This window comes from Streptomyces sp. NPDC002884 (genome assembly GCF_040295245.1).
In the GTDB taxonomy this organism is placed as follows: domain Bacteria; phylum Actinomycetota; class Actinomycetes; order Streptomycetales; family Streptomycetaceae; genus Streptomyces.
This window is the reverse complement of sequence record NZ_JBEOVB010000002.1, coordinates 49539-76294: the sequence shown is the minus strand read 5'-3', so window position 1 is coordinate 76294 and position 26756 is coordinate 49539. Positions and strand designations below refer to the sequence as shown.

25 protein-coding genes are annotated in these 26756 nt (G+C 74.0%); 13 read left to right on the top strand and 12 right to left on the bottom strand.

Annotated features, from left to right (window positions below; all coding sequences use genetic code 11):
• Positions 1 to 14: 14 nt before the first annotated feature.
• Positions 15 to 1172 (top strand): ROK family transcriptional regulator, encoded by a 1158-nt coding sequence (locus ABT070_RS04750; RefSeq protein ID WP_351754671.1) that lies wholly within the window; start codon positions 15 to 17, stop codon positions 1170 to 1172.
• 133 nt (positions 1173 to 1305) lie between these two features.
• Here ABT070_RS04750 and ABT070_RS04745 read toward each other — a convergent pair whose 3' ends face one another.
• A complete protein-coding gene (locus ABT070_RS04745) occupies positions 1306 to 2067 on the bottom strand; it encodes a GntR family transcriptional regulator (RefSeq protein ID WP_351754668.1) in 762 nt (253 codons plus the stop codon).
• A gap of 338 nt (positions 2068 to 2405) precedes the next feature.
• Here ABT070_RS04745 and ABT070_RS04740 point away from each other — a divergent pair, with 338 nt between their 5' ends.
• From ABT070_RS04740 to ABT070_RS04730, 3 genes are all read left to right on the top strand, one after another.
• On the top strand, positions 2406 to 3236 hold the full coding sequence (locus ABT070_RS04740; RefSeq protein WP_351754666.1) for an alpha/beta fold hydrolase: 831 nt from the start codon (positions 2406 to 2408) through the stop codon (positions 3234 to 3236).
• A gap of 275 nt (positions 3237 to 3511) precedes the next feature.
• The gene (locus tag ABT070_RS04735; protein WP_351754663.1) at positions 3512 to 5098 is read left to right on the top strand and encodes an alkaline phosphatase D family protein; all 1587 of its coding nucleotides are present in this window, start codon (positions 3512 to 3514) and stop codon (positions 5096 to 5098) included.
• Between the two features lie 196 nt (positions 5099 to 5294).
• Complete coding sequence (locus ABT070_RS04730; RefSeq protein WP_351754661.1) at positions 5295 to 6707, top strand: GNAT family N-acetyltransferase; 1413 nt, start codon at positions 5295 to 5297, stop codon at positions 6705 to 6707.
• A 170-nt stretch (positions 6708 to 6877) separates the two neighbouring features.
• Here ABT070_RS04730 and ABT070_RS04725 read toward each other — a convergent pair whose 3' ends face one another.
• Positions 6878 to 8098 carry a trans-sulfuration enzyme family protein gene (locus ABT070_RS04725; protein ID WP_351754658.1) on the bottom strand — a complete coding sequence of 407 codons (1221 nt, stop codon included), beginning with the start codon at positions 8096 to 8098 and terminating at the stop codon, positions 6878 to 6880.
• 60 nt (positions 8099 to 8158) lie between these two features.
• Between ABT070_RS04725 and ABT070_RS04720 the strand changes: the two genes are divergently transcribed.
• Together ABT070_RS04720 and ABT070_RS04715 are read left to right on the top strand one after the other, a co-directional pair.
• A complete protein-coding gene (locus tag ABT070_RS04720; RefSeq protein ID WP_351754655.1) occupies positions 8159 to 8650 on the top strand; it encodes an Lrp/AsnC family transcriptional regulator in 492 nt (163 codons plus the stop codon).
• Positions 8651 to 8683: 33 nt separating this feature from the next.
• Entirely contained in the window at positions 8684 to 10375 is a 1692-nt protein-coding gene (locus ABT070_RS04715) for a DUF885 domain-containing protein (protein ID WP_351754652.1), read from the top strand.
• Positions 10376 to 10429: 54 nt separating this feature from the next.
• Here ABT070_RS04715 and ABT070_RS04710 read toward each other — a convergent pair whose 3' ends face one another.
• Positions 10430 to 10948, bottom strand: a complete 519-nt coding sequence (locus ABT070_RS04710; protein WP_351754649.1) for a rhodanese-like domain-containing protein — start codon at positions 10946 to 10948, stop codon at positions 10430 to 10432.
• 140 nt (positions 10949 to 11088) lie between these two features.
• Here ABT070_RS04710 and ABT070_RS04705 point away from each other — a divergent pair, with 140 nt between their 5' ends.
• Positions 11089 to 11535 (top strand): Lrp/AsnC family transcriptional regulator, encoded by a 447-nt coding sequence (locus tag ABT070_RS04705; RefSeq protein WP_351754647.1) that lies wholly within the window; start codon positions 11089 to 11091, stop codon positions 11533 to 11535.
• Here ABT070_RS04705 and ABT070_RS04700 read toward each other — a convergent pair.
• The 3 genes from ABT070_RS04700 to ABT070_RS04690 form a co-directional block, all read right to left on the bottom strand.
• On the bottom strand, positions 11496 to 14519 hold the full coding sequence (locus ABT070_RS04700; protein WP_351754644.1) for an AAA family ATPase: 3024 nt from the start codon (positions 14517 to 14519) through the stop codon (positions 11496 to 11498). The two genes, ABT070_RS04705 and ABT070_RS04700, sit on opposite strands and share 40 nt — an antisense overlap.
• Positions 14516 to 15679, bottom strand: a complete 1164-nt coding sequence (locus tag ABT070_RS04695; RefSeq protein WP_351754641.1) for an exonuclease SbcCD subunit D — start codon at positions 15677 to 15679, stop codon at positions 14516 to 14518. The genes ABT070_RS04700 and ABT070_RS04695 overlap by 4 nt, the downstream gene beginning before the upstream one ends.
• 149 nt (positions 15680 to 15828) lie before the next feature.
• Positions 15829 to 16455 (bottom strand): YigZ family protein, encoded by a 627-nt coding sequence (locus ABT070_RS04690; protein ID WP_351754638.1) that lies wholly within the window; start codon positions 16453 to 16455, stop codon positions 15829 to 15831.
• Positions 16456 to 16576: 121 nt separating this feature from the next.
• On the opposite strand from ABT070_RS04690, the gene ABT070_RS04685 reads away from it, so the two are divergent.
• The gene (locus tag ABT070_RS04685; RefSeq protein WP_351754635.1) at positions 16577 to 18544 is read left to right on the top strand and encodes an APC family permease; all 1968 of its coding nucleotides are present in this window, start codon (positions 16577 to 16579) and stop codon (positions 18542 to 18544) included.
• Here the strand turns inward: ABT070_RS04685 and ABT070_RS04680 are convergent.
• Positions 18541 to 19089 carry a SixA phosphatase family protein gene (locus ABT070_RS04680; RefSeq protein WP_351754632.1) on the bottom strand — a complete coding sequence of 183 codons (549 nt, stop codon included), beginning with the start codon at positions 19087 to 19089 and terminating at the stop codon, positions 18541 to 18543. The two genes, ABT070_RS04685 and ABT070_RS04680, sit on opposite strands and share 4 nt — an antisense overlap.
• Positions 19086 to 19844 (bottom strand): hypothetical protein, encoded by a 759-nt coding sequence (locus ABT070_RS04675; protein ID WP_351754630.1) that lies wholly within the window; start codon positions 19842 to 19844, stop codon positions 19086 to 19088. The genes ABT070_RS04680 and ABT070_RS04675 overlap by 4 nt, the downstream gene beginning before the upstream one ends.
• Before the next feature lie 112 nt (positions 19845 to 19956).
• Between ABT070_RS04675 and ABT070_RS04670 the strand changes: the two genes are divergently transcribed.
• Positions 19957 to 20364 carry a CoA-binding protein gene (locus ABT070_RS04670; RefSeq protein WP_351754628.1) on the top strand — a complete coding sequence of 136 codons (408 nt, stop codon included), beginning with the start codon at positions 19957 to 19959 and terminating at the stop codon, positions 20362 to 20364.
• A 49-nt stretch (positions 20365 to 20413) separates the two neighbouring features.
• Complete coding sequence (locus ABT070_RS04665) at positions 20414 to 21622, top strand: 4-hydroxybenzoate 3-monooxygenase (RefSeq protein WP_451100330.1); 1209 nt, start codon at positions 20414 to 20416, stop codon at positions 21620 to 21622.
• Position 21623: 1 nt separating this feature from the next.
• On the opposite strand, the gene ABT070_RS04660 is transcribed toward ABT070_RS04665, so the two are convergent.
• The gene (locus tag ABT070_RS04660; protein ID WP_351754622.1) at positions 21624 to 21983 is read right to left on the bottom strand and encodes an ArsR/SmtB family transcription factor; all 360 of its coding nucleotides are present in this window, start codon (positions 21981 to 21983) and stop codon (positions 21624 to 21626) included.
• 60 nt (positions 21984 to 22043) lie between these two features.
• Between ABT070_RS04660 and ABT070_RS04655 the strand changes: the two genes are divergently transcribed.
• Complete coding sequence (locus tag ABT070_RS04655; protein ID WP_351754619.1) at positions 22044 to 23165, top strand: cation diffusion facilitator family transporter; 1122 nt, start codon at positions 22044 to 22046, stop codon at positions 23163 to 23165.
• Between the two features lie 21 nt (positions 23166 to 23186).
• Here ABT070_RS04655 and ABT070_RS04650 read toward each other — a convergent pair whose 3' ends face one another.
• Positions 23187 to 23744 carry a YbaK/EbsC family protein gene (locus ABT070_RS04650; protein WP_351754616.1) on the bottom strand — a complete coding sequence of 186 codons (558 nt, stop codon included), beginning with the start codon at positions 23742 to 23744 and terminating at the stop codon, positions 23187 to 23189.
• A gap of 43 nt (positions 23745 to 23787) precedes the next feature.
• Positions 23788 to 24360, bottom strand: a complete 573-nt coding sequence (locus tag ABT070_RS04645; protein ID WP_351754613.1) for a helix-turn-helix domain-containing protein — start codon at positions 24358 to 24360, stop codon at positions 23788 to 23790.
• A gap of 111 nt (positions 24361 to 24471) precedes the next feature.
• Between ABT070_RS04645 and ABT070_RS04640 the strand changes: the two genes are divergently transcribed.
• Positions 24472 to 25329, top strand: a complete 858-nt coding sequence (locus ABT070_RS04640; protein WP_351754610.1) for an EamA family transporter — start codon at positions 24472 to 24474, stop codon at positions 25327 to 25329.
• A gap of 16 nt (positions 25330 to 25345) precedes the next feature.
• Here ABT070_RS04640 and ABT070_RS04635 read toward each other — a convergent pair whose 3' ends face one another.
• The gene (locus ABT070_RS04635) at positions 25346 to 26137 is read right to left on the bottom strand and encodes an acyltransferase (RefSeq protein WP_351754607.1); all 792 of its coding nucleotides are present in this window, start codon (positions 26135 to 26137) and stop codon (positions 25346 to 25348) included.
• 77 nt (positions 26138 to 26214) lie between these two features.
• Between ABT070_RS04635 and ABT070_RS04630 the strand changes: the two genes are divergently transcribed.
• Positions 26215 to 26745 (top strand): gamma carbonic anhydrase family protein, encoded by a 531-nt coding sequence (locus ABT070_RS04630; protein WP_351754605.1) that lies wholly within the window; start codon positions 26215 to 26217, stop codon positions 26743 to 26745.
• Positions 26746 to 26756: the final 11 nt, after the last annotated feature.

Genomic DNA, 26756 nt, shown 5'->3' with positions numbered 1-26756 from the left:
TGGAAGGACGGACGTTGGGGCAGCTGACCGGCGGGGATCCCTCGCTGCTGCGAAGGATCAATTCCGCGGTGGTGCTGCACGCGCTGCGTGCCGCGGACTGCGCGACGCTCACGGAGATCACCCGCGTGACGGGCCTGTCCCGGCCGACCGTCGAGGGGGTCGTCGAGGACCTCATCGGGGCGGGGCTCGTCGTCGAGAAGGCGGCCGACGAGAGTGTCGCCCGGCGGCAGGGGCGGCCCGCGCGGCGGTTCCGGTTCCGGGCGGAGGCCGGGCACCTGCTGGGGCTGGAGATCGGCTCGCACCGGGTGGCCGCGCTGCTGGCCGACCTGGACGGCCGGGTACTGGGCGCGCAGGCCAAGGACGTCGACGAGGCGGCACCGGCGGACGAACGCCTGGAGCGGCTGCGTACGGCCGTCGCCGAGCTGCTGCGCCGGGCGGGCGTCCCGCGCAGCTCACTGCGGGCGGTGGGCGTGGCCACGCCCGGAATCGTGGAGGCGGACGGGACCGTACGGCTGGGCACCGCGCTGCCCGAGTGGACGGGGCTGCGGCTGGGTGAGCGGCTGAGCCGTTCCTTCAAGTGTCCGGTGCTGGTGGAGAACGACGCCAACGCGGCGGCCGTGGCCGAGCACTGGAAGGGTTCGGCCACCGAGTCCGACGACGTCGTGTTCGTGCTGGCCGGGCTGAGCCCGGGCGCCGGCTCGCTGATCGGCGGCCGGCTGCACCGGGGGTACGGCGGGGCGGCCGGGGAGATCGGCGCGCTGCATCTGCTGGGCCGGGAGGTGACGCCGGAGACGCTGCTGTCCATGACGGACGAGCCGCTGCATCCGCTGGACGAGCAGGCGGTCGCCGCGGTGTTCGCACAGGCCCGCGAGGGCGACCAGCAGGCCCGGGCGGCGGTGGACCGCTTCATCCAGCGGCTCGTGCACGACGTGGCCGCGCTGGTCCTGGCGGTCGATCCGGAGCTGGTCGTGGTGGGCGGCTGGGCGGCCGGTCTGGACGGTGTCCTGGAGCCGCTGCGGAACGAGTTGGCGCGCTACTGTCTGCGCCCGCCGAAGGTGGTCCTGTCGCTGCTCGGGGAGGCGGCGGTGGCGACGGGGGCGCTGCGGCTCGCCCTCGACCATGTCGAGGAGCAGCTGTTCGCGGTCGAGGGGACGGTGACGGCGCGGCGGTGACCGGTCGTCATCGGTGAAACGCGCCGCGCCCCGGCGGAGTTCCGGGGCGCGGTCGCAGTCGAGGTGTCCGCCCGGTGCCGGGTGCAGGCCGTTCAGGGAGCCTGCCGTGTCCGGCCCGCGGCGCACGGGGTGTTCAGGAGGCCCGGCGCTCCGGCCCGTGGTGTATCTCCACCCCGCCGGACGCGCCGAACGTCAGCCGGCAGGTGTCCGCGCGGTAGGTCGCGACGGAGAGCGCGGCGGTGCGTCCCCCGGCGAAGAACCGGGTGGTGACGACGAGGACGGGGGCGCCGGGGAGCCGGTCGAGTTCCCGGGCGTCGTCCGCGCGGGCCGAGCCCAGCTCCACGGCGCGGTCCTGGCCCTCCAGTTCCAGGCGCTGCAGCTCGCGCAGCACCGCACGCGCGCGTGCGGCCTCGGAGGGGGTGTCGATCGCGGTGAGGTCGGGCACCGACGTCACGGGGACGTAGAGCAGTTCGGCGGCGACGGGCTGGCCGTGCGAGACCCGCGAGCGGCGCACGATGTGCACGGCCTGGTCACGCGCGGTCTCCAGGGCGGTGGCGACGACCGCGGGAGGGGCCGCGAGCGTGCAGTCGACGGCCTGCCAGGCGTCGTCGCCCGTGCCCGGCCAGACCTGCTGGTCGCCGCCGACGGCGACGCCCATCCGCGGCGGCGCGACGGTGGTGCCGACGCCACGGCGGCGCTGGAGCCGGCCCTCCAGTTCGAGCTGCTCCAGTGCCTGGCGGAGCGTGGCGCGGGCGACGCCGAAGCGGGCGGCCAGGTCACGCTCGTTGGGCAGGATCTCGCCGACGGTGAATTCCGAGTCGAGTGCCTCGCTGAGCACGGTCTTGAGATGCCAGTACTTCGGTTCCGGTACCGATTCCAGCTGCGTGGTCCCCACCCTGTCCTCCGCAATCGCCGTGGTCCGGCGGCGTTTTTCGCGCCTTTGTTTATTAAAGGTTGTTGTACTTCTCTGCGACCATAGGACGGCCCCCACCCTTGGTCAAGACCAATCCTCGATCCCTCTCGAGGCCGACAGGCGTCCGACAGAAAAGCGTTCACGGGGCGTTCGTACGGGCGCGTTTTCGTGACACTCCGGCAAGGTCCGCTTAGCAGAGCCGCCTTGTGACGGAGGGGCGCGCGGCCCACCTCTGGGGGCTACCCGTCGGTAGCCATTGCTGACAAGCTGTCTACGGCGTCCGCCGGCCGGTCCACGGCCCGTCCAGTCGAGGAGCTCCCATGTCCGCCACCGTCTCCTTCACGGTCCCCTCCCCCAGTGGCCCGCTGCCCGTCACCGTCTCCTACACGCGCGCGGGCCGGGGCGAGCCGCTCCTCCTGCTGCACGGCATCGGACACCACCGGCAGGCCTGGGACCCGGTGGTGGACATCCTGGCCGCCGAGCGCGAGGTCATCGCCGTGGACCTGCCCGGCTTCGGCGTCTCCCCGCCCCTGCCGGACGGACTGGCGTACGACCTGCCCACGACGGCCGCCGTGTTCGGCGCCTTCTGCGAGGCGCTGGAGCTCGACCGTCCCCACGTCGCGGGCAACTCCCTCGGCGGTCTGCTCGCCCTGGAACTCGGACGCGAGAAGCTCGTACGGTCCGTCACCGCGCTGTCCCCCGCCGGGTTCTGGTCGCAGGCCGAGCGGCGCTACGCCTTCGGCGTCCTGCTCACCATGCGGCAGATCTCGCGCCGGATGCCGCTCCCCCTCGTCGAGCGGATGGCGAGCACGGCGGCCGGCCGTACAGCCCTCACCAGCACCATCTACGCCCGCCCTAGCCGGCGTTCACCCGAGGCCGTGGTCGCCGAGACGCTGGCCCTGGCCCGGGCCACCGGGTTCGACCAGACCCTGCGGGCCGGCGCCACCGTCCGGTTCACCGACGACCTCGCCGGGGTCCCGGTCACCCTCGGCTGGGGCACCCGCGACTGGCTGCTGGTACGCCGCCAGGGCGTCCGGGCCAAGCGGATCATCCCCGGCGCGCGCCTGGTGCGGCTGCCCGGCTGCGGTCACTGCCCGATGAACGACGATCCGGCGCTCGTCGCGCGCGTGATCCTCGACGGCAGCCGCTGAGGCGCCGGGGACGCGCCGCGACACCCCGGGCCCCAGGGCGACCCCGGTCCCGACGAGGGCGCCGCCCACGGCCGGGGCGAGGCCGCAGGAGCCCGTTCCGACGAGCGGGGCGGTGCGGGCGGCCGCCACCGGAACGAACCCCTCGCGCAGGGCCGTGCGCGTCGGATCCCGGGTGGGCGCGGCCAGTTGTTCACTTGCGGTTTCCGTGTGCGCTGCGACGTACCAGTAGTTGTGGCTGTGCACACCGGCCGGTTCCCGCCCCTGGAGGCCCCTCCATGTCACCCAGTCCGTTTCCCGGGCGCCGCGGCGTCCTGCGCGGCTCGCTCGCCGCTTCCGCGGCCCTGACCCTGCCCGCCGCCGTCGGCGCGGCGCCCGCCTTCGCGCTGTCCGGGCGGCCCAAGGCGGGCTGGGGAGTGCAGGCCGGGGACGTGACGTCCGACTCCGGCCTGGTGTGGGTGCGTTCCGACCGTCCGGCCCGGATGGTCGTCGAGACCGCGGCCACGGAGTCGTTCCGGGGCGCCCGACGGTGGCACGGTCCGCTGCTCGGCGCCGGCACGGACTTCACCGGCACGACCCGGCTGCACGGGCTGCCGGCCGGCGAGCAGATCCACTACCGCGTGCTCCTCGCCGACCCGGACGACCCGCGGCGCACCGGGGAGCCGGTGACGGGCACCTTCCGCACCGTGGCCCCCGGGCGTCGGCGCGGGGTCCGCTTCCTGTGGTCCGGGGACCTCGCGGGCCAGGGCTGGGGCATCAACCCCGAGCTGGGCGGCTACCGCATCTACGACGCGATGGCGAAGCTCGATCCCGACTTCTTCCTGTGCAGCGGCGACAACATCTACGCCGACGGCCCGATCACGGCGACCCAGGCACTGCCCGACGGCACCCTCTGGCGGAACGTCACCACCGAGGAGAAGTCCAAGGTCGCCGAGACCCTCGCCGAGTTCCGCGGCAACTTCCGCTACAACCTGCTCGACGAGAACCTGCGCCGCTTCAACGCGCAGGTGCCGTCCGTCATCCAGTGGGACGACCACGAGGTCCGCAACAACTGGTACCCGGGCGAGGTGATCGCCGACTCCGACGCCCGCTACACGGAGAAGAGCGTCGACGTGCTCGCGGGGCGCGCCCGGCGGGCGTTCGGCGAGTACTTCCCGATCTCCACCCTGCGTCCGGGCGCGAAGGAGGGCCGGGTCCACCGGGTCGTGCGCCACGGGCCGCTGCTGGACGTGTTCGTGCTGGACATGCGGACGTACCGCAACGCCAACTCACCGGACGACCAGCGGGTGGACCCTCAGGGCATCCTCGGCGCCGAGCAGCTGGAGTGGCTCAAGCGGGAGCTCTCCCGGTCGCGCGCGGTGTGGAAGGTGATCGCCGCCGACATGCCGCTCGGCCTGGTGGTGCCCGACGCCACCGAGGGCAGGGCGAACATCGAGGCCGTCGCGCAGGGCGATCCGGGTGCGCCGCTGGGCCGTGAGCTCCAGATCGCCGAGTTGCTGCGGTACGTCAAGCACCGGCGGATCACCGGCACGGTGTGGCTGACGGCCGACGTCCACCACACCTCGGCGCAGCACTACCAGCCGTCGCGGGCCGCGTTCGGCGACTTCGAGCCGTTCTGGGAGTTCGTCTCCGGTCCGCTGAACGCGGGCGCCTTCCCGGCCAGCGCGCTGGACGACACCTTCGGCCCGGAGCGGGTGTTCGTGAAGGCGCCGACCGCCTCGAACGTGTCGCCCGCCGGCGGGTACCAGTTCTTCGGCGAGGTCGACATCGACGGCGGCAGCGGGGAGCTGACGGTGCGTCTGCGCGAGCAGGACGGCACCGTGCTGTTCACACAGGTGCTCCAGCCGGGACGGGTCGGCCAGTAGTCCGGCGTCCCGTACCCTCGGAACCGTGCCGCGCACCGGCGTCATCCCCCGGTGCGCGGCTCTGTCGTTGCACCTCGTACACCGTGTGACCGTAGAAGAATTAACAAAACGGGCATTGGGAACCTTTACCCATCAGTCACAAACCGTTCGTGATCACGCAACACCGTTCCTCCACAGTGGCTGCATGACTCGAGACATGTCTGATGTGACGCGTGCGAAACGCGGACGCCCGGTGCACCACTGGCGACGGGACGTGGTGGAACTCGCCGCGCTGTTCACCGCGGTCGCGGTGGCCGACGGTGTGGCGAACCTGGTGGGCCACGGACCCGACGGTCCCGTGCTCCTGGCCGTCTCCGCCGCCGTGCTCGTCGCCACGGCCGGATTCCACACCTGGTGGGCACGGCGCCACGGTCACGCGCCTCCCACGGGCGATACCGACGCCCGGCCGCGCTCCGAGGAGCCGCAGGCCGGGCCGTCCGAACTCCCCTCCCAGGTCACGGAGGAGAGCGCCCTGTGGCGGATGCGGACGACGGTGAAGGACGCCCCGGGGTCACTGGCCACGCTGTGCGCGGCGCTCGCCGGCCACCGGGTGGACATCCTGAGCCTCCAGACGCACCCGCTGGGCGAGGACACCGTGGACGAGTTCCTGCTGCGCGCCCCCGGCGCCCTGGCGGCGGCCGAGATCACCCGGGCCGTGGCAGGGGCGGGCGGCAGCGGCACCTGGATCGAGCGGGCCGACGCCCACGACCTGGTGGACGCGCCGACCCGGGTCCTCGGCCTGGCCACCCGCACCGCCCTCGACGCGGCTGAACTACCCTTGGCGCTACGTCAGTTGCTGGGACGCTGCACGATCCGTTCGCTGCCCGCCACGCCGGGCGGCGGCGGCCGCGGGCCGGACGGCGTGCCCGTGGAGGGCGTACTGGAGGACACAGTGATGCGCCTGCGGGCGCCGGAAGGCGGAGTGATCACCGTGGAGCGGCCGTACCTGCCGTTCACCCCGACCGAGTTCGCACGCGCGCGTGCGCTGGTGGAACTGGACGCGCGGCTCGGCCCGCGGGTGCCGCGCGGCCAGGACGTGCTGACGCTGCCCGAGGGCAACGCGATCACCGTGCGCCGGGCCGACGCCGGTGACCTGGCGGCGTCGAAGGCGATGCACGAGCGGTGCTCCTCGCGCACGCTCGGGATGCGCTACCACGGGCCCGTCGGCGACGCCGACCGCTACCTCAGGCACCTGCTCAGCCCCCGCTTCGGCCGCACCCTCGCCGTGCAGACGCCGTCGGGGCGCGTCGTCGGCCTCGGCCACCTGCTGTGGGACGGCGACGAGACGGAGGTCGCCCTGCTGATCGAGGACCAGTGGCAGCGGCGCGGCATCGGCGCCGAACTGCTCGGCCGGCTGGTGGCGATGGCCGTCGAGGCGGGCTGCGAGAGCGTCTACGCCGTGACGCAGGCCTCCAACACCGGCATGGTCGCCGCCATGCGCGGCCTCGACCTGCCCCTCGACTACCAGATCGAGGAGGGGACGCTGGTCATCACCGCCCGCCTGGACGGCGCCGCGACCCGGGCACGGGCCGGCTCCGGGCGGTACGACGAGCGCGTCGCGCGCGACTGAGCCACGGAACACCGCGCGGCCCGGCGGTACGCCACACCGCCGGGCCGTCCGCACACGGTCGACCGGACACCGTTCGCCGGACACCGTTCGCCGGACCTTGGTCGCCGGACACCGTTCGCCGGACCTCGGTCGCCGGACACCGTTCGCCGGACACCGTTCGCGGCCGGCGGTCACACGACGGCGGCTCCGCGCGCGGGCCGGGCGGCCGTGGCGCCCGCGCCGAGCGCCTCCCGCAGGTCCCCCCACAGGTCCTCTACGTCCTCCAGGCCGACCGAGAGCCGCAGCAGCCGGTCGCTCACGCCCGCGCCCCGGCGCTCCTGCGCGTCCACGATGCGATGGCTGATGGACGCCGGATGCTGGATCAGCGTGTCGACGCTGCCGAGGCTGACGGCGGGGGTGATCAGACGGACCCCCGCGATCACCTCGTGCGGGTCGCCGTGGACCTCGAACGCGATCATCGCGCCGCCGATCCGCGGATAGTGGACCCGGGCCACCCGCGGGTCGGCGGCCAGCCGCCGGGCCAGGTCGGCCGCGGTCGCGGAGGCGGCCCGCACCCGCACCGGGAGCGTGGACAGGCCCCGCAGCAGCAGATAGCCGGCCAGTGGATGCAGGACGCCGCCGGTGGCGAACCGCACCTGCCGAAGCCGCCCGGCGAACTCCTCGTCGCAGGCGACCACGCCCCCCAGCACGTCTCCGTGTCCGCCCAGGTACTTGGTGGCGCTGTGCAGGACGAGCCGCGCGCCCCGCTCGGCGGGACGCTGGAGCACCGGTGTCGCGAAGGTGTTGTCGGCGAGCAGCGGGACCGAACCACAGGCGTGGGCGACGGCCCGCAGGTCGACCTCGGCGAGCGTCGGGTTGGCCGGCGACTCGACCATGACAAGGCCGGTGTCCGGGCGCAGCGCGTCCGCGATCCCGGCCGGGTCCGTCCAGGTGACCTCCGAGCCGAGCAGCCCGGCGGTCAGCAGGTGGTCGCTGCACCCGTAGAGGGGGCGTACGGCGACGACGTGCCGCAGCCCCGTCGAGGCGCGGGCGAGCAGCACCGCGCTCAGCGCCGCCATCCCGCTGGCGAACGCGACCGCGCTCTCGGTGCCCTCGAGGCGGGCGAGGGCCGTCTCGAAGCGGGCCACGGTCGGGTTGCCCAGCCGGCCGTAGACGGGCGGGCCCTCCGGCTCCGCGCCGGTCGCAGCGAACGCGTCGATACGGGCGGCCTCGGCCCGGCTGTCGAACGAGGGGTAGGTGGTGGACAGGTCGATCGGCGGGGCGTGCAGGCCCTGGCGGGCCAGGTCGTCCCGCCCGGCGTGCACGGCCTCGGTGGCCAGTGCGCGGGGCGCTCTCGACGCGGGTCCGCGTACGTCGTCGTACGCGTGCGTGCTCGCTGAGACTGAGTCCATGGACGGCAGGGTGAACATCGAACGGGCCGCTGTAATCGAACACCGTGCTACGTTCGGCCCATGACTGAATCCGTCGTACTGGATCCGGTCGATCTCCAGCTGCTGCGGCTGCTCCAGAACGACGCCCGGACCACTTACCGCGACCTCGCGGCGCAGGTCGGGGTCGCGCCGTCGACCTGTCTGGACCGGGTGGCGCGACTGCGCCGCTCGGGCGTGATCCTCGGTCATCAGCTCCGGCTGGATCCGGCCAAGCTGGGGCGTGGCCTCCAGGCACTGCTGTCGGTGCAGGTCAGGCCGCATCGGCGGGAGTTGGTGGGCCCGTTCGTGGAGCGGATCCGAGGGCTGCCGGAGGCGCTCACGGTCTTCCACCTCACCGGCCCCGACGACTACCTCGTCCACGTCGCCGTCGCGGACATGGCCGATCTGCAGCGCCTGGTGCTCGACGAGTTCACCTCGCGCCGGGAGGTGGCCCGGGTCGAGACGCGGCTGATCTTCCAGCAGTGGGAGTGCGGACCGCTGCTGCCGCCGACGACTTCGGGACAATCCGCGTGACGTGCGCCACCGCCTCGTACGAGGATGGAGCCCATGTCACAGACCAGCAGCCCGCTTCCCCGCGAGGTCGCCGACGCGTATGTCGACGACCTCATCGCCCTCGACCCGGTGACCGGTACCTATCTCGGCGTGCAGGAGAGTTCGAGCCGTCTGCCCGACTACTCGCCCGCCGGTCAGGAGGCGCTCGCGCAGCTCGCGCGGGACACCCTGGCCAGGCTCGACGAGGCGGAGCGGCGGCCCGGCGCGGAAAGTGACATCGAGCGCCGGTGCGCGCGCCTGCTGCGCGAGCGCCTGACCGCGGAACTCGGTGTGCACGACGCCGACGAGGCACTGCGCGCCGTCGGCAACATGGCCACTCCCCCGCACAACGTGCGCGAGGTGTTCACCGTGACGCCCACCCGGACCGACGCGGACTGGACGGCGATCGCCGAGCGGCTGCGCGGGGTGCCGGCGGCTCTCGCGGGCTACCGGGAGTCCTTGGCGCTGGGCCTGGAGCGCAAGCTGTACGCGGCGCCGCGGCCGACCCTCACGTTCGTCGGACAGCTCACCGAGTGGGCGGACACGGACGGCGAGGGCCACGGCTGGTTCGAGGACTTCGTGTCCACCGGGCCGGACGCGCTGCGCGCGGAGCTGGACGAGGCCGCCCGGGCGGCGACCGCGGCCGTCGTGGAGCTGCGGGACTGGATGCGCGACGTGTACGCGCCGACGATCGAGGGCGCCCCGAACACCGTCGGCCGGGAGCGGTACGCCCGCGCGGCCCGCTACTTCAACGGCACCGACCTCGACCTCGACGAGGCGTACGCGTACGGCTGGGCGGAGTACCACCGGCTGCTCGCCGAGATGAAGCAGGAGGCCGAGAAGGTCCTGCCGGGCGCGGAGACCCCCTGGGTGGCGCTGGCCCATCTCGACGAGCACGGCAAGCACATCGAGGGCGTCGACGAGGTCCGCGACTGGCTCCAGGGCCTGATGGACCAGGCGATCGAGACGCTCGACGGCACGCACTTCGAACTCGCCGAGCGGGTACGGAAGGTGGAGTCGCGGATCGCCCCGCCCGGCGGCGCGGCCGCCCCGTACTACACGCCCCCGACGGAGGACTTCTCGCGGCCGGGCCGTACCTGGCTGCCGACCATGGGGCAGACGCGCTTCCCGGTCTACGACCTCGTCTCCACCTGGTACCACGAGGGCGTCCCCGGTCACCACCTCCAGCTGGCGCAGTGGGCGCACATCGCCGGGGACCTCTCCCGCTACCAGGCCTCCGTGGGACTCGTCAGCGCCAACGTCGAGGGCTGGGCGCTCTACGCGGAACGGCTGATGGACGAACTCGGCTTCCTCACCGACGCGGAGCAGCGGCTCGGTTACCTGGACGCGCAGATGATGCGGGCGGCCCGGGTCATCGTCGACATCGGCATGCACCTGGAGCTGGAGATCCCGGCGGACTCCCCCTTCCACCCGGGTGAGCGCTGGACCCCGGAGCTGGCCGAGGAGTTCTTCGGCGGGCACAGCAGCCGCACCGCGGACTTCGTGGAGAGCGAGCTGACCCGCTATCTGACCATCCCCGGCCAGGCGATCGGCTACAAGCTCGGCGAGCGTGCCTGGCTGCTGGGCCGGGAGAAGGCCCGCGAGCGCCACGGCGACGCCTTCGACCTCAAGTCCTGGCACATGGCGGCCCTTTCGCAGGGCTCGCTGGGCCTGGACGACCTGGTGGACGAGCTCGCACAGCTCTGAGCCACGGCCCGGGGCCGGGCGGCGACCGTGCCGCCGCCCGGCCCCGGCGCGCTCTCAGCAGCCGCAGTTCTCCGCGTCGACGGGCGCCGTGAGCGGATCGGCGTCGCGCGCCCCGCGACCCTCCCAGGTCTCGTACGCGAAGCCCTCCCGCGCCCAGTACTCGAAGCCTCCGAGCATCTCCTTGACCCGGTAGCCGAGTTCGGCGAGCGCGAGGGCGGCGCGGGTGGCGCCGTTGCAGCCGGGTCCCCAGCAGTACGTGACGACCGGCACGTCCCGGTCGAGGAGCCGCGGGGCCTGCTCGGCGATGAGCGCGGTGGGCAGGTGGACGGCTCCCGGGATGTGACCCTGGTCCCAGGACTCGGTGGAGCGGGAGTCCAGGACGACGAAGCCGGGGTCGCCGCCGGCGGCGAGGGCGGCCGCCACGTCGGAGACGTCGGCGTGGAAGGCGAGGCTCGCCCGGAAGTGGGCGGCGGCCTCGGCCGGGGCGGCGGGGGCCACGCGCAGGACGGGGTTGACCGTGGTCGCGGCGTCCGTGCCGCCGGTCGTGACGGCGAGCGGGGTCATGGGGGTCATCGCGGGGGCCCTCCCGTGGGGTTCCGGCTGGTCACTGCTTCCGACGACCAGAAATCTACGACCGGCGATCCCCCTCCCTGAAGGGGCATTCCCCGGCCTGATCCTTGCCCCGCCGGGGATTTCCCTGCTATCTCTCGCTCATGACCACGTATTCCCCGGACGCCACCGACTGGCGCATCCTCGAGGTCCTCCAGCGCGAGGGCCGGGCCAGTTTCGCCGACCTGGCGCGTGCCGTGGCGATGTCGCCGAGCGCCGTCACCGAGCGGGTGCGCCGGCTGGAGGAGGCGGGCGTCATCCAGGGGTACGCGGCCGTGGTGGACCCCGAGCGGCTGGGGCTGCCGATCCTGGCCTTCGTCCGGCTGCGCTACCCCAACGGCAACTACAAGCCGTTCCACGATCTGGTGGCCGTCACGCCCGAGATCCTCGAGGCCCACCATGTGACGGGCGACGACTGCTTCGTGATCAAGGTCACCGCCCGATCGATGCGGCACCTCGAAGAGGTGTCGGGCAAGATCGGCGCGCTGGGGTCGGTGACGACCAGCGTCGTCTACTCGTCGCCGCTCCCCAGGCGCCCACTGGGCCGGTAGCCCCGCTGCCGCACCAGCGACCCCGATCTCCCCTTGACGACCTCCAGCTGGGCGTGGATCCGCCGCCGCAGGTCGGCGACATGGCTGACGATGCCCACGCTGCGGTCGCGTTCGCGCAGCGAGTCGAGGACGTCGAGGACCTCGTCGAGCGTCTGGTCGTCGAGGCTGCCGAACCCCTCGTCGATGAAGAGGGTGTCGAGGCGGACCCCGCCCGCCTCGTCGGTCACCACGTCGGCGAGGCCGAGGGCGAGGGCGAGCGAGGCGAAGAACGTCTCGCCGCCCGACAGGGTGGCCGTGTCCCGCTCCCGCCCGGTCCAGGCGTCGACGACGTGCAGTCCGAGCCCGCTGCGGCCGCGCCCGGCCCTGTCGTCGGAGTGGACGAGGGTGTAGCGCCCCGAGGACATGCGCTGCAGGCGGACGGTCGCGGCGGCGGCCACCTGTTCGAGGCGGGCGGCCAGGACGTACGCCTCCAGGCGCATCTTGCGCTCGTTGTCGGCGGAGGTGCCGGCGGTGAGACCGGCCAGGCGGGCCACCCGGTCGTACTCCTCGCGCAGCGGCCCGAGCCGCCGTACGCCGTCGCTCGCGCGCGCGGAGAGCTGGTCGAGTTCGGCGCAGCGGCGGGCGGCGGCGTCCTGGGCGGAGGCGGCCGTGCGCAGCCGCTCGGCCGCGCCGGCCGCCGACCGGTCCGCGGCCACGAGGTCGGCGGGTGGCTGCTGGGCGGCGGCCACGGTGTCGGGTTCGGCGAGGACGGCCCGTACGGCGGCCTCCTCGGACTGCCGGGCGTCCAGCCGCCGTTGCAGCTCACGGTGGGCGGTGTCGTCGAGGAGGGCCTCGGCGGCGGCCCGCGGGGTGTCGAAGCCGGCCCGGAACGCGGCTTCGTCGAGGCGTCCGTCGGCCGCCTTGAGACGCTCGGCGCTCCCCTCGGCGACGCGGGCGGTGTCGGCCGCGTCGGTGAGTCGTGCCGCCAGGCCCTCCAGTTCGGCGGCCCGCGCGGCGACGCTCTGCGCGGTTCCCCGGGCCTGGGTCAGCTCCTCCTCCAGGGCGACCCGTTCGCGCTCCAGGCGCTCGCGGTGACCCACCCGGGACGCGGTCCGCACCGCGGCCTCGCGCTGTGCCGCCGTACGGCGCTCGTGCTCCTGCTCGGCCTGGCGCAGTTCCTCACGCGCGGGGTGCAGCGCGGAGGCCTCCCGGCGCGCCTGGGCGTAGCTCTCCTCCCCCTCCTGGGCCTCGGCGGCGAGCCGGTCCGTCGGGGTGTCGCCGGCCTCGGCGGTGGCGGCCGCGAGCGTCTCCCGTACGAGGCCGAGGTCGCGTTCGTCCTGGGCGTGCCGTTCCTCCGCGCGCCGGGAGGCGGTGAGCGCCCGCTCCTCGGTCTCGCGGTCGACATGTCCCGCGACCTTGCGGGCGGGCGCGGGGTGCTCGGTGGCGCCGCAGACGGCGCACGGCGTCCCGTCGGCGAGGGTGGCGGCCAGTTCGGCGGCGATGCCGTTCAGGCGCTGTTCCTTGAGGTCGAGCCAGTGCGCGCGGGCCGTCTGCGCCTGCTCCCCGGAGGCGAGCGCCCTGCGCCGGGCGGCCTCCAGATCGCGGGCCAGCTCGTCGCGCAGCCGGGCCGCCTTCAGTCGCCGCCGCATGGGCTCGCGCCGGCCGTCGAGCTGTTCGGCGCGGGCGGCGGCCTCCTGGGCGGTTTCGATGCGGCTCCGGTGGCCCGCGAGGACGGTGTCCCAGTCCGCGAGCCAGGCCTCGGTCTCCGTCAGGACGTCCTCGTCGTCGCGTTCCCGCCGGTCGAGGTCGGTCCGCTCGGCCACGAGACCGACCAGCCGCCGCTCGCCCCGGCGGGCCGACTCCAGCCCGCCCAGTTCCTCGGCGGCCCGGCGTGCGGCGGCGGCGAGCCCGGCGGCCCCGGCGTCCGCGAACCGCCGCGGGAGCAGGTCCCGTGCGTGCGCCGCTCGGGCGGACGCCGTGGTGTGCTCGGTGTCGGCGGCCTCGCGCAGCTCCAGCGCGGGCGCCACCGACTCCGCCTTGCGCGCCCGCTCCATCCGCGCCTGCGCCTCCCGATGCTCGCCCGCCCGCTCCTCCAGCACGGCGGCCCGCTCACGCGCGTCGGCGAACCGCCGCTGGAGCCGGGCCCGTTCACGTACGTCGTCCAGGGCACGCTCGGCGGCGGCCTGCGCGGACTCGGCGGCGAGACGGCCGCAGTGGGCGGTCGTCAGCAGCTCACGGGAGGTGCTGCGGGCGACGGCGGCCGCGGCCAGCACCGCCTCGGCGAGCCCCGGGTCGCCCGGGGCGAACTCGGGCAGCTCCATGGCGTCCCCGGCGACCTGCTGCATCCGGTGGGCGTCGGCGAGCAGGGCGGAGTCGCCCTCCCGCACGCGTGCCTCGGTGGTGCGGCGGCGCTCGACGAGCCGCTTCTCGACCTCGGCGAACCGCCGGGTGTCGAAGAGGCGGCCGAGGAGCCGGCCGCGCGCCTCGGCGTCGGCCCGCAGGAAACGGGCGAAGTCGCCCTGGGGCAGCAGCACGACCTGGCAGAACTGCTCGCGGCTCATGCCGAGCAGCTGGGTGATCTCCTCGCCGATCTCCTGGTGGGAGCGGCTGAGGTCCTTCCAGGCGCCGGCGACCGTCTCGTACTCGCGCAGCCAGCTCTGCGCCTTCTCGACCGTCGTGCCCGTGCCGCGCTTCTTGGGCCGCTCCCAGGGCGGCTGCCGGGTGACCTCCAGCCGGCGTCCCGCGACGGTGAGTTCGAGGGTGACCTCGGTGCGGATGCCGGGCGCCGCGTGGTCGCTGCGCAGGTTCAGGCCCTGGCCGCTCTGCCGGGCGCCGGGAACGGAGCCGTACAGCGCGTAGCAGACGGCGTCCAGGACGGAGGTCTTGCCGGCGCCCGTCGGCCCGTGCAGCAGGAAGATCCCGGCGGTGGAGAGCTCGTCGAAGTCGACGCTCTGCGGGTCGCCGAAGGGGCCGAAGGCCGTCAGGTCGAGCCGGTGCAGCCTCACCGCGCCACCTCCCGCACCACGTCGTCCGCGCGCACCGCGTCGAAGGCGTCCCGCAGCACGCCCTGCTCGTGGGCGTCGGGGCCGGCCCCGCGGACATGGGCCACGAAGTCCTCGGCGATCTCCTGGTCGCTGCGGTCGGCGAGCCGCCGGGCGTAGGACACGTGGGGGTCGTCGGGTGCGCGCTCGGGGGCGAAGACGAGGCTGAGCGTGTGCGGGAAGCGCTGGGCGAGCCGGGCCATGGGGTCGGCCGGGCGGGCGGCGTCGGTGAGCGTCGCCTCGACCCACGCCTCCTCGTGGCGGGTGAGGGCGGGGTCGGCGAGCAGCTCCTCCAGGGGGCCGCGGACCCGGGCCAGCGCGCGCGGCACCGGGCAGTCGATCCGCTCGGCGTCGAGCTCCCCGTCGGCGCCGAGGTCGACGAGCCACATGGTCTTGCGGTGCTCGCTCTCGGAGAAGGAGTACGGCAGCGGGGAGCCGGAGTAGCGCACGCGCTCGGTGATGGTCTGGCAGCCGTGCAGGTGACCCAGCGCGGTGTAGTCGACGCCGTCGAAGACCCCGGCGGGCACGGAGGAGACCCCGCCGACGGTGATGTCCCGCTCGCTGTCGCTGGGCTCGCCGCCGGTGACGAAGGCATGGGCGAGGACGACGGACCGGGTACCGCGCGGGCGGGCGGCGAGGTCGGCGCGGACCCGGTCCATCGCCGCGGCGAGCACGCTCTCGTGGCCGGCCTTCTCCACGCCGAACTCGTCCTTCACCAGGGCGGGTTCGAGGTAGGGCAGGCCGTAGAACGCCACGTCCCCGTGGGCGTCGGCGAGCACCACGGGCGTCCCGGCGGCGGCCGGGTCGGTGCGCAGGTGGATGCCCGCGCGGCCGATGAGCCCGGCGCCCACGCCGAGCCGGCGGGCCGAGTCGTGGTTCCCGGAGATCATCACCGTGGGCACGCCGAGGCCGGCGAGCCGGTGCAGGGCGTCGTCGAACAGTTCCACCGCGGCGAGCGGGGGCACCGCGCGGTCGTACACGTCTCCCGACACGACCACCGCGTCGACCTCGCGCTCACGCACGGTCGCGACGAGGTGCCCGATGAACTCGGCCTGGGCGCCGAGCATGTTCACCCGGTGGAACGCCCGGCCGAGATGCCAGTCGGAAGTGTGCAGGAGCCTCATGATCCCCGAGACTAACGGCCGGGTCTGACAACACGGGCGGTTACTCCCGTATCGCACCGTCACGCCGACCGGCATAAAGGGGCGTTATGGACATGTCGCCCGCGCGTTCGCCGGGCGTGTGACGAATCACCGGGTCGCACGCCGGCACGTCACGCGTCCCCGTAGGCCTCTCCGCCCAGCTCGAACCCCGCCGTCCCCGCCGTCGCGTCCGCGAGCCAGGCGCGGAAGGCGTCCACGTCGGCGTCCGGCAGGCCGATCTCGATGGTGACCTCCTCGCCGTAGCGGACGTCCCGTACCGCGCGCCCCGTCGAGTGGAGGTCGTTCTGGACCTTGCCGGCGCGCTGGTGGTCCACGGTCACCGTGGCCAGGCGGAAGCGGCGGCGGGTGAGGGTGCCGAGGGCGTCGAGTGCCTCGCCGACCGCGCCGCCGTAGGCCCGGATGAGGCCGCCCGCGCCCAGCTTGACCCCGCCGTAGTAGCGGGTGACGACGGCGACGGCGTACCGCATGTCGCGGCGCAGCAGCATCTGGAGCATCGGGACGCCCGCCGTGCCGCCGGGTTCGCCGTCGTCGCTCGCCCGCTGGACGGACGCGTCGGCGCCGATGACGTACGCCCAGCAGTTGTGCGTGGCGTCGGCGTGCTCCTTGCGGACGGACGCGATGAAGTCCTGGGCCTCCTGCTCGGTGGCCGCGGGGGCGAGGGCGCACAGGAAGCGGGAGCGGTTGACCTCGGTCTCGTGCACGCCCGCGTGGGCGACCGTGCGGTACTCGTCCTGCATCCGGCCAGCCTATGCGGTGATCGCTGAGTCGCCGTCGGCGGAGGGGCGGGCGACGATGTGCGGGGTGACCGAGGGCGGTGACCGCGGAGCATGGCCCGACCGACCGCAGGGAGCGCGCAGCATGACCGGCACCCGGGTGAAGGAGAGCAGCGGGGGCCCGCCGTCCTCCCGGTGGCGGACCTGGCTCCTGGAGGGGCTCAGCGAGCAGACCGCCCGCCATCCGGGCCCGCACGCCGCCCCCCGGGCGGAGCAGAAGGGCCACCGCTGGTGGCGGGTGATGTGCCTGACCGGTGTCGACTACTTCTCCACGCTCGGCTACCAGCCGGGGATCGCCGCCCTGGCGGCCGGTCTGCTGTCCCCGCTCGCGACACTCGTGCTGATCGCGCTGACGCTGCTCGGCGCGCTGCCGGTGTACCGCCGGGTGGCGCACGAGAGCCCGCACGGCGAGGGCTCCATCGCCATGCTGGAGCGGCTGCTGCCGTGGTGGTCGGGGAAGATCCTCGTGCTGGTGCTGCTGGGCTTCGCGGCCACCGACTTCATGATCACGATCACCCTGTCGTCCGCGGACGCCGCCGCGCACGTCGTGGAGAACCCGTTCGCCCCGCACTGGATGGACGACGGCAACGAATGGATCACGCTGCTGCTGGTCGGCGCGCTGGGCGCGGTGTTCCTGAAGGGTTTCCGGGAGGCGATCGGCATCGCGGTGCCGCTGGTGGCGTCCTTTCTCGCGCTCAATCTCGTCGTGCTCGGCGCCTCCGCGCAGGAGATCCTCACGCACCCCGCGCGGATCGGTGACTGGACCGACGCCATGACCGCCGAGCACTCCTCGCCGTGGGCCATGATCGGCGTGGCCGTGCTGGTCTTCCCGAAGCTGGCGCTCGGCATGTCCGGCTTCGAGACCGGGGTGGCGGTGATGCCGCAGGTCAAGGGCGACCCGACGGACACCTGGAAGGAGCCGAGGGGGCGGGTGCGGGACACCCGCAAGCTGCTCACCACGGCCGCGCTGATCATGAGCTGCTTCCTGCTGCTGTCCAGTCTGGCGACGACGATCCTCATCCCGCAGGACGACTTCGAGAGCGGCGGCCCGGCGAACGGACGGGCGCTGGCCTACCTCGCGCACGAGCATCTGGGCGAGGCCTTCGGCACGGTCTACGACGTCTCGACGATCGCGATCCTGTGGTTCGCGGGCGCCTCGGCGCTGGCCGGTCTGCTGAACCTCGTCCCGCGCTATCTGCCCCGCTACGGCATGGCGCCCGAATGGACGCGCGCGGTGCGCCCCCTGGTGCTGGTGTTCATGGCGGCCGCCGTCTGCATCACGCTGTGGTTCAACGCCGATGTCGACGACCAGAGCGGCGCCTACGCGACCGGCGTGCTGGTGCTGATGCTGTCGGCGGCGTTCGCGTCCACCGTGGCCGTGCACCGGCGGGGCCACCGGCGGGCCACGCTCGGCTTCGGCGCCATCACGGCCGTGTTCGCCTACACGCTCGTCGCGAACGTCATCGAGCGACCGGACGGCATCCGGATCGCGGCGATCTTCATCTTCGCCATCCTGGTCACGTCGTTCGCCTCCCGGGTGCGCCGCGCCTTCGAACTGCGCGCCGCCGAGGTCACCTTCGACGAGGCGGCGGCCCGGTTCGTCGAAGGGGCCGCGCGGCACGGACCCCTCCAGCTCATCGCGAACGAACCGCGGGAACACAGCACGCGCGCGTACCGCGCCAAGGAGGGGGAGCAGCGCGAGCACACCCCGATCCCCGGCGGCGGCCCGGTGCTCTTCCTGGAGGTGTTCGTGCGGGACTCCTCCGACTTCGCGGCGGACGTCGCCGTGCGCGGCGACGAGAAGCACGGGGTGCGCAGGCTGCGCGTCGCCGGTCCCACGGTGCCCAACGCCATCGCCGCGGTGCTGCTGGCGCTGCGCGACCGCACCGGCCAGGTGCCGCACGCGTACTTCAGCTGGACCGAGGGCAACCCGGTGAGCCATCTGATCCGGTTCCTCGTCTTCGGTGACGGCGAGGTCGCCCCGGTCACCCGCGAGGTGCTGCGCCGGGCGGAGCCCGATCCGGGGCGGCGGCCGCGCGTGCACGTCGGCTAGTTCCCCTGCGGCCCACGGCCTCTCGGCACGGTCATCGACGTCAGCAGGGCCGTGCCCGGGGTCAGGGACCGCCAGCCGGGCCCGTACCAGGCCAGGACGGCGATCGCCGACGTGGGGAACTTCAGCCGCACCCGGTCCAGGGCGTCGCCGGAGCCGTCCCCGGCCAGGGCGAGGACCAGTTCCTCCAGGCCGGGGTTGTGCCCGACCAGCAGCAGCGTCCCGACCTCGGCGGGCGTCTCGTGGACGACCTCCAGGATCCCGGGGACGTCGGACCCGTAGAGCCGCGGGTCGAAGCGCACCGGGGCCGGGGCGTCCCACTCGGCGGCGGCCAGCTCCCAGGTCCCGCGGGCGCGGGCGGCGGTGGAGCACAGGGCGAGGTCCGGGACACGGCCGGCCCCGGCGAGCGCGCGGCCCGCCGCCGGCGCGTCCCGCAGGCCGCGCGGGGCGAGCGGCCGCTCGTGGTCGGGGACGCCCTCCGGCCAGGCCGACTTGGCGTGCCGCAGGACCACCAGCCGGCGCGGGGGCGTCCCGCCGGGCCCGTTCACGCCGAGGCTCCCACGTCGCGCAGGAGGTCGAGACCGAGGAGCCGGTCGGCGTAGGCGTAGCTCTCGAAGCGGGCGCCGTCCGGCAGCTCGGGGCCGGCGTCCTCCACCGACCGCAGCACCCGCAGCACCTCGGGCAGGTCCAGGTCGTCGTCCCAGGCGGCCCGCAGCCGTCCGCGCACCTCGTCGGGGACCGGCCGCGAGGGCCGCCGCGCCCAGTCGGCGACGGCTCGCCGCCAGCGTACGAGGGTGTCCCGGGCCTCGCCCAGCACGTCGGCGTCGAGCCGGACGGGCTCGGTGCGGGGCCGGGCGAGCAGGGCGAGGCGCAGCACGGCGACGTCGGTGTCCGTTCCCCCGGGGGTCCGGCCCGGTCCCCGTCCCCGGGGCACCGCGCCCTCCGCCGGCGCGACGGCGACGCACACCCCGTCGGGGGTCCGGCCGCCCTCCTCCACCACGTGCAGGATCTGCGCCTCGCCCACTCCGGCGCCCGCGCCGAGGTCGCGGCCGTCCTCGAAGGGGTGCATGCCGAGGGCGGTCGCGCCCGCCCGGAGTTCCGCCTGATCGCGTTCGCCGGACAGCAGCGCCCACACGGGCGTGCCGCCGAGTTCCAGCGCGCGGACGAGCAGATCGGCGAAGAGCAGGACCCGCAGCGACCCTGCCCCGTACCCCGAGGCATGCGCCTCCACCCGGGTCAGGCCACGGCGGACGGGGGCGGCGACGACGGGCTCGCCGGTTCGGACGTCGATGATGCGCAGCACGAGGCGAGCCTAGGCGGGCGGGCGCGACTTCGCAGGCAGCGACCGGAATCAGGGTCCGGCGCGAGCTGTTGTAGCCGAGGACCGTCCCTTTCCGATCCCAAGGAGGCCGCCGGTGTACGGCGACGAGGCAACGATCCGCAAGATCCTCACCGGACTCGGCGACACCTGGGCCGTCGTGGGCCTGTCGACGAACCGCGGGCGGGCGGCCTACGGGGTCGCCGAGGTGCTCCAGCGCTTCGGCAAGCGGGTCGTCCCCGTCCACCCGAAAGCGGAGACGGTGCACGGGGAGCAGGGGTACGCCTCCCTCGCGGACATCCCGTTCGAGGTGGACGTCGTCGACGTCTTCGTCAACGGCGAACTCGCGGGCGCCGTCGCGGACGAGGCGGTCGCCAAGGGCGCGAAGGCGGTGTGGTTCCAGCTCGGCGTCGTCGACGAGGCGGCCTACGGCCGTACGCGGGCCGCGGGCCTGGAGATGGTCATGGACCGTTGCCCGGCGATCGAGATTCCTCGGCTGGGCTGACGGCCGGTGTTCTCCCGGCCCGGCCGGAGGGCCCGCCCATAATGTGCGGGTGACCACCGACTCCCCTTCCCCCCACCACACTCCGGTCGTCGTCGTGGGCGCGGGCCCCGCAGGTCTCACCGTCGGCAACATCCTGCGGGCCGCGTCCGTCGACTGCGTCGTACTGGAGACGGAGAACCGTGAGTTCATCGAACAGCGGCCCCGCGCCGGAGTCGTCGAGGAGTGGGCCGTCCACGGGCTGCGTCAACGGGGCCTGGCACGGAACCTGTTGGCGCGGGCCCAGCGGCACTCGGCGTGCGAGTTCCGCTTCGGCGGCGAGCGCCACCGTTTCTCCTACACCGAGCTGACGGGTCGCCATCACTGGGTGTACCCGCAGCCGTTGCTGGTGACGGACCTCGTCCACGAATACGTCGACGTACGGGGCGGCGACGCCCGCTTCTCGGTGCGCGACGTCGAGCTGCACGACCTCGACACAGCCCGTCCCTCGGTGTCGTACACCTGCCCCGACACCGCCGAACGGCAGGTGCTGACCTGTGATTTCGTCGTCGGCGCCGACGGGGCGCGCGGGGTCAGCCGGGCCGCGCTGGTGCCGGAGCGGGCCCGGATCGCCCGGCACGACTACGGCATAGGCTGGCTGGCGCTGCTCGCGGAGGCGCCGCCGTCCGGCGACTGCGTCCTGTTCGGCGTCCATCCGAACGGGTTCGCCGGGCACATGGCCCGCGGTCCCGAGGTGACCCGGTACTACCTCCAGTGCCCGCCGGGCGACGACCCGGAGAACTGGCCCCACGAACGGGTCTGGTCCGAGTTGCACCGGCGCCTCGAGGGCGCGGGAGCCCCGCCGCTCACCGAGGGGCGGCTGATCGAGAAGCGTGTGCTGGACATGCACGACTACGTGGTCGAGCCGATGACGTACGGGCGGCTGTTCCTGGCCGGGGACTCGGCCCATCTCGTCGCGCCCATCGCCGCGAAGGGCATGAACCTCGCCCTGCACGACGCGTTCCTGCTGGGCGACGCGCTGGTCGACCGTCTCGACGGCGGTGACGGCCACGGCCTGGACGACTACTCGCAGGCGTGTCTGCGCCGGGTGTGGGACTACCAGGAGTTCTCGCAGTGGCTGTCCGAGATCTACCACGGGACCTCGGGAGGCGACCCGTTCCGCGCGGGCACGACGTTCGCCCGGCTGCGCCGCCTGTTCACGTCGCCCGTCGCCGCCGCCGCCTTCGCCGAGCAGTACCTGGGAACGGCCGAGCACTACTGAGTCAGTCGTGCACCGGCTCGTCCCCGAGCCGGTGGTCCGCCACGTTCAGCGCCTCGTCGACCAGACGGCGCAGATGGCCGTCGGAGAGCGAGTAGACCACCCGGCGGCCGTCCTTGCGGGTGCTCACGAGCCCGGCCAGCCGCAGCCGTGCCAGATGCTGGCTGACCGCGGGCCGGGCCGCTCCGACGCCTTCCGTCAGCGTCGTCACGTCGGCCTCGCCGGCCGTCAGCGCGTGCAGCAGGGCGAGCCGGGTGCGGTCGCCGAGCAGGGCGAGAAGTTCCGCGGCGAGGGCGAACTGCTCCTCGCCGGGGGTGCGCGGGTGCGCATGGTGCGCAGGTGACAGGTGCATGCGTGCGCTCATACGCACATAATGGCGGTGTGGGCGGACGACGTCCACCTCGGCGCACCGGAAGGAACCGACGTGAGCGAGCGGCACGACCACGAGCACGGACACCGGCACGACCGCGGGCACCAGCACGACCACGCCCACGAGCACCCGCACCCCCACCCGCGCCCCCACCACCACTCCCCCTCTTCCCCCTCCCGCTCCTCCGCCCCGGGCCTGCGCCACCGCGTCACCCACCTCCTCACCCCGCACTCGCACGAGAGCGCCGACAAACTGGACCCGGCGCTGGAGTCCTCGGCCCGGGGCATGCGCGCGCTGTGGGTCTCGCTGGCGGTACTGGGCGTGACGGCGGTCGCGCAGGCGGTCGTGGTCGCCCTGTCCGGGTCGGTGGCGCTGCTCGGCGACACGGTGCACAACACGGCGGACGCGCTGACCGCCGTACCGCTGGGCATCGCCTTCGTGCTGGGCCGGCGGGCGGCCACCCGCCGCTTCACCTACGGCTACGGGCGGGCGGAGGACCTGGCCGGCATCGCGATCGTGCTGACGATCGCCGCGTCGGCGGCCTTCGCGGGATGGACGGCGGTCGAGCGGCTGATGAATCCGCGCCCGGTCGAGCAGCTCGGCGCGGTCGCGGTGGCCGCGCTGGCCGGCTTCGCGGGCAACGAGTGGGTCGCGCGCTACCGCATCCGGGTGGGCCGTTCGATCGGCTCGGCCGCGCTGGTCGCGGACGGGCTGCACGCCCGCACGGACGGGTTCACCTCGCTGGCGGTGCTGCTGGGCGCGGGCGGCTCCGCGCTGGGGTGGCAACTCGCGGACCCGGTGGTGGGGTTGGCGATCACGGCGGCGATCGCGCTGGTGCTGCGGGACGCGGCGCGCGAGGTGTTCCGCCGGGTGATGGACGCCGTCGACCCGGCCCTGGTCGACCGGGCCGAGCACGCGCTGCGGGAGGTCGAGGGGGTGCGTGAGGTCGGCGAGTTGCGGCTGCGCTGGATCGGGCACCGGCTGCGGGCCGAGGTGGCGGTCGTCGTGGACGGCGAGGCGACGGTACGCGAGGCGCACGGGATCGCCGTGGCGGCCGAACACGCCCTGCTGCACGCCGTGCCGCGCCTGACGGCCGCGCTGGTCCACGCGGATCCGGCACCGGTGCCGGGCGAGGACGACCCGCATCTGGCCCTCGCCCATCACACAGCGGCCTGACTCCACTGGCGGTGAGGCGCCTCAGGCCACGCCGAGCCCCTCCAGCACCACCGCGCCCGGCAGTTCGGCGAACGCCTTGCCCGGCACCAGCAGCTTCCCGCGTCGGCGCCCGCTGCCCACCAGGACGTACGGCAGGTCGACGACGGCGGAGTCCACCAACACCGGCCAGCCGGACGGGAGTCCGATCGGCGTGATGCCGCCGTACTCCATGCCGGTCTCCCCGACCGCCGTGTCCATCGCCGCGAACGAGGCCTTGCGGGCGCCGAGTTGGCGGCGCACGACGCCGTTGACGTCGACCCGGGTGGTGGACAGCACGACGCACGCGGCGAGGGTCGTCCCGCCACCCCGCTTGCCGGCGACCACCACGCAGTTCGCGGACTGCTCCAGCAGCTCCCGGCCGTAGTGCTCCACGAAGACGGCCGTGTCGGCCCACCGTGGGTCGGTGTCGACGTGGACGAGCTGGTCGGCGGGCACGCTGCCGCTCCAGTGCCGTACGGCGTCGGCGACCGGGCCGACCAGCTCGTCGAGGCAGTCGGGGGCCGGGGTGGCGGTGTCGAAGTGTCCGATGGGTGCGCGCATGACCGCACGCTAACAAGAGCCGCCCGCCCCCGGGCGCGGCGTCTCAGAGCACGGGCGGCACCGAGACGGCCATCACCATCTCCATCGGCACCTCGCCCCGGTTGCCGTAGACATGCGGGACGCCGGCCTCGAAGGAGGCGCTCGCGCCGGTCGGGACGCGGTACTCCTCGCCGTCCACGGCGAGCGTGAGTTCGCCCGCGGTGACGTGGACGAGCTCGACGGTGCCGACGGGGTGGGGTTCGGAGAGGCTGCTCTCCCCCGGCATCAGCCGCCAGTCCCACATCTCCAGCGGTCCGGGCGCCTCCGTGCCGGCGAGCAGCCGGTTGTAGCTGCCAGCGTCGGTGTGCCACAGCCGTACCGCCTGATCGGCCGGGACGATACGGACCTTCGCGCCTCGCTCGTAGTCGAGGAGGGTGGTGACGCTGATGCCGAGCGCGTCGCCGATCTTGACGACCGTGCCGATGCTCGGATTGGTGCGGGCCTGCTCGATCTGGATGAGCATCCCGCGGCTGACGCCGGCCCGGGCGGCGAGCACGTCCAGGGTGAAGCCGCGCACCGCGCGCCAGTGCTTGACGTTGCGCGCCAGGGACTGGGTCAGGAGTTCGAGGTCCGACACCGACACATTCCGTCCACTCGGGAGTCCAATATTCTGGATGCCAGGATTCACTTCCCTGTACTACCGTGGGGTGCACCTGATCGTGCACCGAACTGTACTGCGAGGAACCCCGTGACAGCACTCTTCGCCCTGGCCACCAGCCTCCTGTGGGGCCTGGCCGACTTCGGCGGCGGACTGCTCACGCGCCGGACCCCGGCGCTCACCGTGGTCGTGGTCTCGCAGTCGATCGCGGCCGCCGTGCTCGGCGCGATCGTCGTCGCCACCGGGGGCTGGAGCGAGGCCGGTCCCCGCCTGTGGTTCGCGGTCGCGGCGGGACTGGTCGGCCCGGTCGCCCTGTTCTCCTTCTACAAGGCGCTGGCGCTCGGCCCCATGGGAGTCGTCTCCCCGCTCGCCACCCTCAGCGTGGCCGTGCCGGTCTCCGTCGGACTGGTTCTCGGCGAGCGGCCGGGACCCGTCCAGGCGGCGGGCATCGCGGTCGCGGTGATCGGGGTCGTCCTGGCGGGCGGCCCGCAGCTGAGGGGCGCCCCGGTGCAGCGGCAGGCCGTCCTGCTCACTCTGGTCGCGGCGCTCGGCTTCGGCACGGTGTTCGTCCTGATCACCGAGGCGTCCACGACCGTCACCGGCCTGTTCCTGGCCCTGTTCGTGCAGCGCGTGACCAACGTGGTCACCGGCGGCGCGGCCCTGTACGTCGCCGTCCGGCGCGGGACGCCCGCCCTTCCCGAGGGCGGTATCGGCCGGGCCTCGCTGCCCGCGTACGGCTTCGTCGGGCTGGCCGACGTCGCCGCGAACGGCACCTACGCCGTCGCCGCCCAGCACGGCCCCGTCACGGTCGCCGCCGTGCTCGCCTCGCTCTACCCCGTGGTGACCTCCCTCGCCGCGCGCGGCTTCCTGCGGGAACGACTGCGCGCGGTCCAGGCGGCGGGCGCGGGACTGGCCCTGGTGGGCACCCTGCTGCTGGCGACCGGGTGACCGGGGACCGGGTGACCTAGGGTTCCAGCCGGGCCAGGGCGGCCGCCGTCTCCTCGTCCAGTTCCGACAGCGCGACCAGCTGGTCCGAGGTGACCCCGTCCGGGATCGGCACCGGCGCCGGGGTGCGCAGCGGCGGCTGCCAGCCCTCCGCCTGCGTCCAGCGCCGTACGACCTTGGCGGGCGCCCCCGCGACGACCGCGTGGTCGGGCACCGTGCCGCGCACCACCGCACCGGCCGCCACGACGACGTTCCGTCCGATCCGCGCACCCGGCAGGATCACGGCCCCCGTGCCGATCCAGCACCCCGGGCCGATCTCCACGGGCTCCATGCGGGGCCACTGCTTGCCGATCGGCTCGTGCGGATCGTCGTAGGAGTGGTTCGTGGACGTGACGTACACGTACGGGCCGAAGTAGCAGTCGCTGCCGATGGTCACCGTGGTGTCGGCGATGACATGGCTGCCCCGGCCCAGCACCACGCCGTCGCCGAGCCGCAGGATCGGCTCCGGGCCGAGATCCAGGTCGGGCATCAGACCAGCGGTCAGGGTGACCTGCTCACCGACGATGCAGTGCGCGCCGAGGTGGATCCAGGGCTCCCCGAAGACCGTGCCGAGCGGGAAGGCGAGCCGGGTGCCCCGGCCCATCGAGCCGAAGCGGAAGCGTCCGGGGTGCTCGGCGGTGACGGAGCCCGTGCGCTGCACCCACGCCCAGCCCGCGTGGACGGCGCGCTGCACCAGTCGGCGCCGCCATGACGAGAACGTGTTCCAGGGCTTCGGCACCCGTTCACCGTACTCAGCGCGCGGTGCGGCCATGGGCCCTTGACCCTGTGATCTTCGCCCCACCGGGTGGCGTACGGTGCGGGGAGAACGACCGACACGAGGAGACGGTGATGACGCACAAGGCGCTGATCGTGGGCATCGGCGGCAGGGAACCGAAGATCGACGCCGAGGCGTTCGTGGCGCCGACGGCCTCGGTGATCGGGGACGTGACGCTGGAGGCGGGCGCGAGCGTCTGGTACGGGGCCGTCGTGCGCGGCGACGTGGAGCGGATCACCGTCCGGACCGACGCCAACATCCAGGACAACGTGACACTGCACGCCGACCCCGGCTTTCCGGTGACGATCGGCGAGCGGGTGTCCGTCGGCCACAACGCCGTGGTGCACGGGGCCACGGTCGGGGACGACTGCCTCATCGGGATGGGGGCGACCGTGCTCAACGGGGCGGTGATCGGGGCGGGTTCGCTGGTCGCCGCGCAGGCGCTCGTGCCCCAGGGCATGGAGGTACCGCCGGGATCACTGGTCGCGGGCGTACCGGCCAAGGTCAGGCGGGAGTTGAGCGAGGAGGAGCGGCAGGGCGTGACCCTGAACGGCACCCTCTACGCGGACCTGGCCAAGGCCCACGGGAAGGTGCACGAGCAGTAAGGGCGGCCCGC